Raw genomic sequence first — 12229 nt, forward strand, 5'->3', positions numbered from 1 at the left:
GCATTTCTTATTTGACTCATTTTTTTACCTCCTTACATGAGTGTTTTATAGTTAGTAATCATCGCTTTTTCATATCTTTTTTAATATTGATGTAAGGAGCTTCCTGATTTAATTGTATCATATGCTTAAAGATAATTTGTCTCATATTTGTTTCACATTTGTCTCATTTCTATTATCATTTTATCTTCTTTTTTCCTTCTTTCAATGGATAAATAGTCCAAAAAAAAGATGCCTTCGCTAAAGCATCTAATTGTATGGAAGAGTAATAATTAAAACAAATGTTTCTGGTAAATCTTGGATAAACAATTGTCCGTGATGTGTTTCTACAATTTTTTGAACACTTTTTAAACCAATTTTATTACTTTCAATTTTTTGTAAATCTTTTTTCTTTTCATTTTCAAAAACAATTTTTATTTTACCTTGTTTAATACTAATTTCTAAATAAATAGGTTTATCTTTTTTTAGCATATTTCAATATATTTGAACAAATATTATTGATCATTCTTTTCATCATTGATAAATCTAATTGTAAATCAACTGAGCATATATCAATTTCTTTTTCAATCCTAAATCCTTCTAATTCTAAATATTCAAGATTTTCTTGAAGATAATATATAAATTGTTCACTTTGAATCGTTTCTAATTGAGGCAATAAATCTTGTTCAAAAACAAGTGCATATTCAAATGTTTTATTTGATAAATCTTTAATTTGTTCTGTTTTTTCAATACATCCTTTTAAATAATGATCCATTTGTTTTTCATCTTTATAACAATGTAAGCTTAAAATATCCAAATAACCTCTTAGCGTAGTAAGCGGTGTTCTTAAATCATGTGATAAAGAAGTAATTAATTCTTGATGAGCTTCTTTAATTTTTGATTCATTTTGATAATTTGAATCTAAGGTTGTTCTTAAAATATCAACTTCACGTGCCAATATAGATAATTCGTCATGACTCTTGATTGTCATTGGATGATTTAAATCTCCTTGTGACATATTTAATACTTCTTCTTTTAAAATATTAATATATTTCACTTTTTTTCTAATAAAAATAAATGTAGGTAAAAAGAAAAGTAATAAACTAACAAATAAAGCACAATAAAAATAATACTTTATATATTTTAATAAATGCATAGAACTAACATAAACAATTCCCTCACCATCTTTAAATGTTATTGTTTCTGTAAAAAAATTATTAAATGCGTATTGTTCAAAATCACTTTTTAAAATATACAAAGGTGTAAATCCTACCGGCTCATCAAGAATTTTTCCAAGACTACCATCAATGTATAATTCTTTTTCATTACAAAGAAGAATATTCGTATAATCATCATGCTTCTTTAAAAGATTTTTCAATTCCTTTTTATCATTTTTATCTTTTGAATAAATAGAAATATTTTTTGCTTCTTCTTTAAAACCTTTTATAAACGTCTTTTCATTAAAAGGTTTTTCAACGGTTTCAATGAAAGTATAGAAATCTGTTACATTGTTTCTAAAAAAGGCATAACATAAGATAGCTAAAATAGCCGAAGAAAGAAGTAATAAAACGATTTTCATTGATAAACTCAAATTTCTTTTAGTCAATATAATACCCCTTTCCCCATACTGTTTTAATAATACGTGGATTTTGTGGATCATCTTCTATCTTCTTTCTTAAATTTCGAATATGTACCATAATCGTATTATTCGCCCCATAATAATAATTTTCATGCCAAATAGCTTCAAATAGTTGACTTGCAGAAATAACTTGTTTTCTATTTAGTAACAAATAATCTAAAATTTCATATTCTAAATCTGTCAAAGAAAGTTTTTTTCCATTCAACTTAACTTCTTTATGTTCTTGATTGACTTCTAAATTTTCAATAATCGATATTTTTCTTATTGAAGAAATCTCTTTTTCCTTTCCTTGATAAACATGATATCTCCTTAATAAAGCTTTTACTCTTGCATTGAGTTCATTATAAGAAAAAGGTTTGGTTAAATAATCATCCCCACCACTCGAAAAACCTAATGTTTTATCACTTTCTTGACCTTTAGCCGTTAAAAATAAAATAGGAGCATTAGTTTTTTCTCTCATTAATAAACACGCTTGATAGCCATTCATTTCAGGCATCATGACATCTAAAATAATAAGATCTATCTCATCATCTAATAACTCTAGCGCTTCTTTTCCATCTTTGGCTTCAATGATTTGATAGCCTTCATTTGTAAGTAAAACATGAACAACTTCTCTAATGTCTTCATGATCATCAACAATCATTATCTTTTCTTTCATAAACTTCTCCAATCTTTTGCCTTGACCCAGTTTTCGTGGTTCATCATATGATCTAGATGTTCCATTACTTTTTTTTGTGATGCATATTTTTGTATTAACTGCATTTTCTTATCATAATTTTTTTGCTTTATCTTCTTTAATGCATGAGGAACATGCTTCTTTTTATAATATTTTCCAAAATAATATAAATTTTGATTTGTTGCTTCTATACTAACTATTTGTGATGTTAACCGATGATGAATATGTCCATATTCTCCTAATGGATTATGAGTTACAACCATCGCCCATGCTTTCTTATTTAAAATATAGGTAATGTCTTTTTTTATTTTTTGTTTAACATGTAACCACTTGTCTCTTTGACCATTTGTTTTATCTGGATAATCAAACATTAATCCTTGATTATGTGTCTCTTTCATAATCCTCATAAATTCTTTTTTTCTTTTTTCATTATTTCCATTTGTTAGACAAACAACTAAATAATGTCCCTTCAATAAATGACTTCCACCCCAAATTGTTTCATCATCTGGATGTGCAACGATCATTAATTTCTGACATTGTTTTAAATCTATTTGATTAATTTCTTTTTGATGTAAACATTTAGAATCATCTATTAAAAAACATCCTAAAACAACCATTATACAAATAACGATAATACTTTTCTTCATTTCTATCACCTATTATACCTTATCACTTATTTCTTAATAATAATTCATAAGAATTCTTAAGACTTTCTAAAGCCTCCTTTTACGTAGACTTTATTTGTTTATGATTTCTTAAGAATTGATTAAGGGAATTATTAAGAATGACTTGCTAGAATGAATAGCGAGGTAAAAAAAGATGAAGAAAAAGGATTATTTATATATGTTGGTTTTAACTATTATACCATTATTTATGGTCTTCATAGTAAAAAGTCAACATCTCTTATTTGGAAATTCAATTGATTGGTTTAACCAGCATGTCACTCTTGCTGATGCTTTAAGACATGCAATTAGAAGTGAAGGAACAATTTTTCCTACTTATCTTTCAAATTTAATGTCAGGTGTTAATATTTATCATTTTTCTTATTATGGTACTTTAAGGTTTGATGTTTTATTAGGTGCTTTATTGATTCATGTAAAAATGGTCAATATCATCATTTTCTATCAAGTATTTTTAATAATTTTAACACTGATTGCTTGTTATTTATTTTTAAGAAATCATCTTAAAAATCGTTATCTATGTTTTTTGATGAGTTTATTCACTTTACTTTCAGCCTTATTTTTTCAATTTCATAAACAAATCATGTTTGTAAATTATATGCCTTTTTTATTTTTAATGTTACGTAGTATTGATCGTTATTTTATAAGTCAAAAGATAACAAGTATTGTTATCTGGGGAAGTTGTATTGTATTACATAGTTATTTTTATTGTGTTGGGTGTTTTATTGTTTGTTTTATTTATTTTATGCTTCATTGTTATCGTTATAAAAACTATAAAAAACATTTTTTACATTTAATTGCTGCTTATCTTCTTATTGTTTTATTGACAGCTATTTATACAATTCCAACATTATTTGTAATTGCTGGTGGAAATAAAAGTGTGAATGCAACCAACTATCTTAGTTTATTGATTCCGACTTTTTCACTAAAGGGACTTCTTTATAATAACTATGGCTGTGGTCTCACTTATATGTTCTGGGTTTTAATTGTCTTTGGATTATTTAAAGAAAAGACACGTACTCTATCAATTATTTTAATGATTTCTATGTTATGCCCTATCGTCAGTTTGATTATGAATGGGTTTTTATATGCTAGAAGTAAAATACTGATTGTTTTTTTACCTTTGGTTATTTTACAAGCAGGTCTTGTATTAGAAAATAATCATTTTAAGATCAATAAGTATATGCTATTTTTCTTTGTTTTTCCATTATTTTTTATACAAAGATCTGAACTTGTTTTTCTTGATTTAATTATTAGTTTAATCATTCTTTATTTTTCAAAAACAAATAAAAAAAGATGTTTTATTTATCTTTTAGTCCCACTATTCGTTGTTTATTACAATAATCCTACAACCAGTTTTCTACCAAATAAACAATATAAAAAATACGCAAATCAAGAAGTAGAAACATTGATTCAAAGAAATTTTATAAATACTTTAGTTAATATGAATGAAATTCATCAAAATATGAATCAAACTTATCAAAATCAAGTAACCCGTCTTTCAGGTTATACATCAACAAATCATCATCTTTATAATTCATTTTTATTTGATACTTTAAAGATTCCTATTTCTTTAAATAATCGTGTTGGACAAATAGATCAAAATAATCTTTTCTATTTAAAGATGTTATCCGTTGATTCAATTATCTCAAAAAAGAAAATCGATGGTTATCAAGAAATTGATGCTATTAAAGATTTAAAACTTTATCAAAGTCAAGATATTATGCCTATTGCTTATGCAACAAATAAACTCTATAGCCAAAATCAGTTTCATCAACTGCAATATCCTTATACCTTGGATATTCTTTATAATCATGCCATTGTAAAAAATGGAAATAGTACAGATCAAAGTCAATTTATCAAAGAAGACATGGGTTTAAAGAGTTCATATCAAATTCAACAAAAGAAAAATAAAAAAATCACTCTTTCTCTTCAAAGAAAGACTAAAAATCAAATCATTGTTATTGAAGGCGATATTAAAAATTATAAACCACATCAAAGTGTCTCTATTACAATCAATGGGATTAAAAATAAATTATCTAGAAGTAATTCACCTTATTATAATCAACATACACATTTTACTTATTTATTATCTGGTGAAAATATTAAAACTTTATCCATTTCTTTATCTAAAGGACATTATGATCTTAAAAATATTAAAACTTATTCTTTAAATAAAGAAGTTATTGAAAATAGAAATAAAGAAGTAGATTCTTTAAATATTCAAAAAGGAAAAGATGTTTTAAAAGGATCAATTAATGTTAAAAATGATGGTTATTTTATAACTCGTATTCCTTATGATCGTGGTTATACAATTTATATCGATGGTAAAGTTGTAAAGAGTGAAATTGTAAATGAAGCGTTTTTAGGATGTCCTATTAATCAAGGAAAACATAAAATTCAAATAAAATTTACCCCTACTGGATATCGTTTAGGTTTTATTCTATCTTACTTTGGATTTATGGTGATTTTTATAAATTACATTATTGAAAGGAGACGAAAAAATGAAGGATGATACAAAAGAAATAGTGAGTTATGTTTTTGTAGGTGGGATGACAACTCTCGTAAATTATGTTGTTTATTTCATTTTGTTAAAAATACATAGTCATTGGTTAATCGCTAATAGTATTTCTTGGATTTTTGCAGTTTTGTTTGCTTATTATACAAATAAAAGATATGTGTTTAAAAGTACAAATAATATAAAAAAAGAATTTATATCTTTTATCTTATTAAGATTTATGACGTTATTGATTGAAAATATATGTCTTTATCTTTTAATTGATTTATTAAATCTTCAACCAATGATCTCTAAAGTATGCGTCAGTTTTATTACGATTCTATCAAATTATATTTTATGTAAATTTAAAATTTTTAAAGAAGAAGGTGTTTGTCATGGATAAAATAAGTGTTATTGTTCCTTGTTTTAATGAAGAAGATGTTTTACCACTCTTTTATAAAGAAGTGACTCATGTTTTAGAAAGTATTGAAAATATTGATTATGAAATACTTTTTATCAATGATGGTAGTCATGATCATAGTGAAGATATTTTAAAATTACTAGCTCATAAAAATCCTCATTGTTTCTATTATTCTTTTTCTCGTAATTTTGGAAAAGAAGCCGCTATGTATGCAGGACTTGAAAATGCTAGTGGAGATTATGTTGTTATTATGGATGCAGATTTACAACATCCTCCTTATTTATTAAAAGAAATGTATAACTCATTAAAATATGAAGAATATGATTGTTGTGCCGGTAAACGTATTGATCGTACTGGTGAAGGAAAATTAAGAAATTTTTTATCTCATAGTTTTTATAAAGTGATTCAAAAACTTACAAAAATGGATATGGATGATGGTGCTGGTGATTTTAGAATGATGACTCGACAAATGGTCAATGCTATTTTAGAACTTAAAGAATATAATCGTTACATGAAAGGATTATTTTCTTTTGTAGGATTTAATACAAAATGGCTTGAATTTCATAATGTTGAACGTCCTGTTGGTAAAAGTAAATGGAATTTTGCTAGTTTATTTTCCTATGCATTTAAAGGCATTTTCTCATTTTCATCAACACCTATTACGATTGCAGGAGTCATTGGTGGTATTTTAATAGGTATTTCTTGTATTGTTTCTTTATACTCTGTTTTTGTTCATCCTGTTTCCTATCTTACAAGTTTAGTTTTATTTTTAAGTGGTTTGCAACTTATCTTTGTTTCTATCTTAGGTCAATATTGTTCATCATGTTACTTTGAAACGAAACAAAGGCCTATTTACATTATTAAAAATACAAATAATATTCATAAAAAAATGGGATAAATGAAAAAGGATTGTTATTCAATCCTTTTTTCATCATAATCTTTAATATTCAACTCTTGAAAAGATAAACAACTTTCTTCTTTTGTTAAGCGTACCGTTTTTCCATAATTATTGATTTTTAATAAATATTTTCATTTTTTTAACTCATTCCACAATAAAAAGAAAAGGATTGTTTATATGAACAATCCTTTTCTTAAATTTTTTTCTTTGCTTTCATACGTGCCTTACATTCATACATATTTTTATCTGCTCGATTCAATAATAACTTTAAATTTGTTTCTCGACTATGCGTAGAAAGTGCATAACCAAAGGCAAAATCAATGAATATTTGTTTACTAAATTCATTATAACATCTTGCTTCGTTTTGTACTTGTAAAATAATATCTTCTACCTCTTGTTGAGTAACATCATTTAATAAAGCAATAAATTCATCTCCTCCATATCTTCCAACAAAATATTTTTCAGGAATAGAAGTACGGATAATATGTGCAAAATTCATAATTAATGTATCACCAGCAAGATGTCCTAAAGAATCATTAACTACTTTTAAATCATTCAAGTCAAAAACAATAATTGCGGTCGGTTCATCAAAGTGATCATAGTGAGCAATCAATTCTTCTACACGACTTCTATTAGGCAAACCGGTATGCAAATCAATATATGCTTTTTTATTAAGTTCTCTATTTTTCTTCATTAAAACAACTGCAGATACAGATTCCTTGATCATCATTAGAATAACTAAAGCAATTACAAAAATCAATGCTTTCTCTATTTGATCTAATCTTGTCGCACATTTTTGAGAATAATCTTCAGCAGCTGTAACTGTTTCATCTGCTAAATAAAAATATTCTTCACTCATTTTAATAATATTTGTTTGTTGATATCCCTTTTCTCTTACTAAACTAATTTCATCTTTTAAAGATACCCAAGAAGTATGTAATTCCGTTAATTTCTTTTGATAATGTTGATCATTTAATGTTGTCAGTTGATACTTTCCACCACCATTTGTCAATCCATAAAAAATATCATCTAAATATTTAATTAAAACATCATTTTCATTTCCTGATATTTCTAATTTAATTTCTCTTTGTGTGGCCCCTCTAATAATTCCTGCATAATTAATAACACGTGCATTTCCTTGAATCTTTTTAACATCACTCATCATAAAAATCGTTAAAGTAATTAAAACAATGAGTAATATTCCCTGGGCAATTTTTTCTCCTAAATTTCTTCTTTGTTCTTTTTTCATTTACTTCATCTCTTTCCCTTAATACTATAACAAATTTATAGCTTATTCGCTATTAAAAAAGAAGAAACATAAAGTCTCTTCTATAAGTCATATAACTTTGCTTTTGTAAGTATTAATACATATAAAAAATCTCTAGTTGCTTCCTTGGTTTCAAATTTTTGTCTTGTTTGACTGATATAATTTACAGCTTCTGTCCATTCTTCTAAAGAATAATCATCCAATGAAAATAATAAAATTCTTCCTGCTTGTTTATAGTTGACACTCCCTATGTCTAAAGGCAGGGGATTCTTGCTACCTTTCAATATACATTCTTTTTACACTTTTAATAAAAATATATTGAATGACCAGTCTATTTCTAGTAGGTCGTAGTGCAAGATATGGTATGCCATTACCACTCCTAGGGCAGAGCATATAGCTCCCTAGGCAATACATCTGTTACCAATGTATTCAGTTGAATTACAAATGTTTATCGCACCTAACAAATCTCTATGTGTATGATATCCACATTTACAAATATACTTTCTATCTTTTGCATGGTGGATATTTCCACATTGAGGACATTTTTGACTTGTATAAACTGAATCTACATACTCAACTTCTATTCCTGCAAGTTTGCTTTATATTCTATATATTGTGCTAATCTATAGAAAGACCATGTATGCAGACTAGGATTGTTTTTACAACTTGTTCTTGTCGTTGAGCGAATGTTTTCTAATCGCTCTAATTTTATTACTTTTGCTTTATGTTTCTTTGCTGTATTGACGATTTCACGACTTATCTTATGATCTATGTCTTTCATAATACGTTGTTCTTTATTCTTAATTCTTTTGACGGATGACTAGTTTTTGCTCTTAAAAGGCTATTGCATTTATTGCATCGAATAGCTTTCTTACTCGAAAGGATAGCTCCGCAATCAATACAATAATTTAGACATTTTTCTTTTCCTCTAATTATCATAAAAGATGCACCTCCTTATCAAGTACATCCTTATTGTATTGAATTCTTTAATTATTTATAATCGCTTATTTATTTGACATTTACCTTTTTTATTATTTTATCTTTCTTTTTTTCTTCTTTCAATGGACGGATTGTCCAAAAAAAAGAAGTCACAATGACTTCTTAAAAATTTCATATTAACTTGCATACTATTTTACGTTATTTTTTAATTTTGTAAAAATAAATAATAACAATGTTCCTACAACTGTTGATAAAACAATTAACGCTAAATAATATAATGGATTATTGACCATCCATATTAAGAACAATCCACCATGAGGTGAAGCAACAGAACAATCAAAATACATTGATAATGCTCCTGCAAGTCCTGCTGAAAGGCAACAAGCTGGTAAAATTACTTGAGATTCTTTTTGAATAAAAGGAATAGCTCCTTCTGAAATAAATGAAATACCATTGATATAATTCATTAAAGCATCTTTTCTAGCTTCAAATCTATCTTTAAATAAGGTTGCTGTTAAAGCAATTATAAATGGTGGAATCATTCCTCCAGCCATGACTGCAGCCATTGGATAATAATCATAACTTATAAGCATTCCTATTCCAAAAACATAGGCTGTTTTATTAATAGGACCACCATTATCAATAGCCATCATCATTCCTAAAACAAATCCAAATAAGATTTTTGTTGACATTTGAGATTCAACAAGTGAAACATATTGTAAAATATAGCTATGTGCTATATACAAATAACCATTTAAATAAATCATCACAAGTAAAACAATAACAGTTGATAAAACTGGATGGAATAATGATGCTTCTATTCCTTTTAAACATTGTGGTAAATAAGAAAATAATTTCTTTAAAATCAATGAAACAAATCCTGCTAAAAAACCAGCAACAATTCCTGCAAGCAAAGAAGTTGAATTAGCAGAAATTGATGACATTGAAATTCCTTGACAAACAATTAATCCACCAGCAAAACCTGAAACCATTGCAGGTCGATCTGCAATACTATCAGCAATATAGGCTGATACAATTGGAATAATCATGATTGTTATTAATTGTTGAACATAATTTATAAGTGTCAATAATTGATTTGATAATACTTGATCTTTAACAAGATATAAAATACCATATAGAACTCCACTTGCAACAAGGAATGGTAAAGCATGTGAAATACCATTCATTAAATGTTTGTAAAATAAACGTATGATATTTTGTTTTTCTTTTTTAGTATCATGATGATATATTTCACCATCGCCATTATTTGCTTTTTGAACAAGCTCTTCAGCTTTCGAAATCCCATCTCTTACAGGAACTTGAATTACTTTTTTCGCTTCAAATCTTTGCATTTCTACTTTTTTATCAGCAGCTACTATAATACAAGTACAATGATCAATATCATCTTGTGTTAATTGATTTTTAACCCCTTCTTGCCCATTAGTTTCTACTTTAATAGAAATATTTAATTTTTCTCCCGCTTGTTCTAAAGCTTTAGCCGCCATAAAAGTATGAGCAATTCCTGTAGGACACGCAGTTACTGCTAAAACAGCAGGATGAACAATTTCTTTCACTTCTTCTTTTTTATTTTCCTTAGCATCTATTAATTGTAAAAATTCTTCTTTAGAAGATGCATTAATTAAAGCATTTCTAAAATCTTCTTCCATCAATAAAGTAGATAACTGTGCAAGAGCTTGTAAATGAGCACCTCCCGAATCTTTAGGAGCACCAATCATAAAAAATAAATATGTAGGTTGTCCATCAAGAGATTTAAAATCTAATCCTTCTTTAACAACCATTGCAGATAATCCTGCTGTTTTCACACCTTCACTTTGTCCATGAGGAATAGCAACACCATCACCAATTCCTGTTGTACTTTGCGCTTCTCTATTTAAAACACTTTCTTTATAAATTTCTTTATCATTTAATTTTCCACTTTGATCTAATAAATCAACCAGATGATTGATTGCTTCTTCTTTATTAGAAACTTGTGGATTTAAATCTATCGAATTTATATCTAATAATTCTGTAATTCTCATTTCTAACAACCTTTCTTTTTTTGTCTATCATAAAGCAAAAAAGTTGTTCAATCAAGAACAACTTAATCATACTGACATAACTTATAAATATCTTTGATGCAAGTTCCTACATCTGCTGGTTTATGTGCATCACTCGCTGTAATAATATCCACATGATGTTCTTTAAAAATATCCAACAATTCTTTAGATAAACCTTTATCAGGATGATGATAACGATAATAACACCCTGTATTACATTCCCCTTTAACATGATGTTCTACTAATAATTCAGCAAGTTCATGATAAGTTGGTTTTAAATCATAAGTTGGATAATAACCAAACATTTTAATTGTATCAGGATGAGCTAATTGCGTAAATAAATCGCTTTTAACTAAATCAAAAATCAATTCATAATAACGATGATAAATATCATCTACATTATATTTTTCCCAAAGTAGTTCTTTAGACCAAGGCATATCATATAAAAGTCCATCAATAGAATGAATAGCTCCTACTAAAAAATCAAATTGATAGGGTTCTAAAATATGTCTTATTTCTTCTTTATATTCAGGAACATAACATACTTCTAATCCAAATAAAACTTCTATTGGAAGTTCTTCCTCTTTTACCTCATTAATTAAACGCACATAACTAGAAAGTGTATCTTTAAATTTCATTTTCTTATTAGCAAGCCATTCTCTTTGTTGATCACTTGCTTCTTTAACACCTTGATAAATAACTTCAAATTCTTTAAAACGATGTGTATGATCTAAAATTTGAATACGATCAAATCCTTGTTTATAAGCTTCATTAATAAATTCCATTACATATTCTTTAGTAAGTGGTCCGTTTTCTAAATGCATATGTCCATCTACTAGCATAGGCAATCCTCCATTCATGTTGTATACAATTATAGACTCTTTAATAAAAAAAACAATCTATTTAATAAAACATCTTGTTACAAAAGAAGTAACAAAAACAGTAGATTATTTCCTCTCTATATTTTACTAATATTTGACTATTAAATTTATCATTAGATTTAAAATTTAAATTAGTAGCATATAAATATTTTAGTATACTTGGTATTTGTTAAGAAAGGTCGTTCAGTTTTGAATAGTGTCGTTAGGTATTTAAAATTGAAAACAGCGAAAAAGCCTTTAAGCGGCTATTCAAATAATTTAGGGGTCCCAACTTTGGGGGTCTACTTTAGGGGACAAC

General features: G+C 26.9%; 13 protein-coding genes. 3 read left to right on the forward strand and 10 right to left on the reverse strand.

The window, feature by feature from the left end:
* Positions 1–246 precede the first annotated feature (246 nt).
* From HUU89_RS13820 to HUU89_RS13835, 4 genes are read right to left on the reverse strand one after another with little or no spacing between them, the layout of a single operon-like run.
* Complete coding sequence (locus tag HUU89_RS13820) at positions 247–468, reverse strand: GHKL domain-containing protein (RefSeq protein WP_175302066.1); 222 nt, start codon at positions 466–468, stop codon at positions 247–249.
* Entirely contained in the window at positions 452–1582 is a 1131-nt protein-coding gene (locus tag HUU89_RS13825; RefSeq protein ID WP_175302067.1) for a HAMP domain-containing histidine kinase, read from the reverse strand. The genes HUU89_RS13820 and HUU89_RS13825 overlap by 17 nt, the downstream gene beginning before the upstream one ends.
* On the reverse strand, positions 1575–2273 hold the full coding sequence (locus tag HUU89_RS13830; protein ID WP_147579714.1) for a response regulator transcription factor: 699 nt from the start codon (positions 2271–2273) through the stop codon (positions 1575–1577). Before HUU89_RS13830 ends, HUU89_RS13825 begins: the two co-directional genes overlap by 8 nt.
* The gene (locus HUU89_RS13835) at positions 2270–2938 is read right to left on the reverse strand and encodes a PIG-L family deacetylase (RefSeq protein ID WP_032091732.1); all 669 of its coding nucleotides are present in this window, start codon (positions 2936–2938) and stop codon (positions 2270–2272) included. Before HUU89_RS13835 ends, HUU89_RS13830 begins: the two co-directional genes overlap by 4 nt.
* A gap of 172 nt (positions 2939–3110) precedes the next feature.
* On the opposite strand from HUU89_RS13835, the gene HUU89_RS13840 reads away from it, so the two are divergent.
* The 3 genes from HUU89_RS13840 to HUU89_RS13850 are packed head-to-tail and all read left to right on the forward strand — an operon-like array spanning position 3111 to position 6787.
* Entirely contained in the window at positions 3111–5486 is a 2376-nt protein-coding gene (locus HUU89_RS13840) for a YfhO family protein (protein WP_175302068.1), read from the forward strand.
* Positions 5476–5871, forward strand: a complete 396-nt coding sequence (locus tag HUU89_RS13845; RefSeq protein ID WP_032091734.1) for a GtrA family protein — start codon at positions 5476–5478, stop codon at positions 5869–5871. Before HUU89_RS13840 ends, HUU89_RS13845 begins: the two co-directional genes overlap by 11 nt.
* On the forward strand, positions 5864–6787 hold the full coding sequence (locus HUU89_RS13850) for a glycosyltransferase family 2 protein (RefSeq protein ID WP_032091735.1): 924 nt from the start codon (positions 5864–5866) through the stop codon (positions 6785–6787). The genes HUU89_RS13845 and HUU89_RS13850 overlap by 8 nt, the downstream gene beginning before the upstream one ends.
* A gap of 193 nt (positions 6788–6980) precedes the next feature.
* On the opposite strand, the gene HUU89_RS13855 is transcribed toward HUU89_RS13850, so the two are convergent.
* From HUU89_RS13855 to HUU89_RS13880, 6 genes are all read right to left on the reverse strand, one after another.
* The gene (locus HUU89_RS13855; protein WP_175302069.1) at positions 6981–8036 is read right to left on the reverse strand and encodes a GGDEF domain-containing protein; all 1056 of its coding nucleotides are present in this window, start codon (positions 8034–8036) and stop codon (positions 6981–6983) included.
* Positions 8037–8116: 80 nt separating this feature from the next.
* A complete protein-coding gene (locus HUU89_RS13860; RefSeq protein ID WP_032091737.1) occupies positions 8117–8338 on the reverse strand; it encodes a hypothetical protein in 222 nt (73 codons plus the stop codon).
* 117 nt (positions 8339–8455) lie between these two features.
* Positions 8456–8638, reverse strand: coding sequence for a zinc ribbon domain-containing protein (locus HUU89_RS13865; RefSeq protein WP_175302072.1), 183 nt, complete (start codon positions 8636–8638; stop codon positions 8456–8458).
* Complete coding sequence (locus HUU89_RS13870; RefSeq protein ID WP_175302070.1) at positions 8635–8835, reverse strand: IS200/IS605 family accessory protein TnpB-related protein; 201 nt, start codon at positions 8833–8835, stop codon at positions 8635–8637. The genes HUU89_RS13865 and HUU89_RS13870 overlap by 4 nt, the downstream gene beginning before the upstream one ends.
* A 346-nt stretch (positions 8836–9181) precedes the next feature.
* Positions 9182–11032 (reverse strand): fructose-specific PTS transporter subunit EIIC, encoded by a 1851-nt coding sequence (locus HUU89_RS13875; RefSeq protein ID WP_175302071.1) that lies wholly within the window; start codon positions 11030–11032, stop codon positions 9182–9184.
* 62 nt (positions 11033–11094) lie between these two features.
* Positions 11095–11892: a histidinol-phosphatase HisJ family protein gene (locus tag HUU89_RS13880; RefSeq protein ID WP_227391666.1), complete on the reverse strand. Its 798-nt coding sequence runs from the start codon at positions 11890–11892 to the stop codon at positions 11095–11097.
* Positions 11893–12229: the final 337 nt, after the last annotated feature.

Source organism: Faecalibacillus sp. H12 (assembly GCF_013361255.1).
GTDB classification, from domain to species: domain Bacteria; phylum Bacillota_I; class Bacilli_A; order Erysipelotrichales; family Coprobacillaceae; genus Faecalibacillus; species Faecalibacillus intestinalis.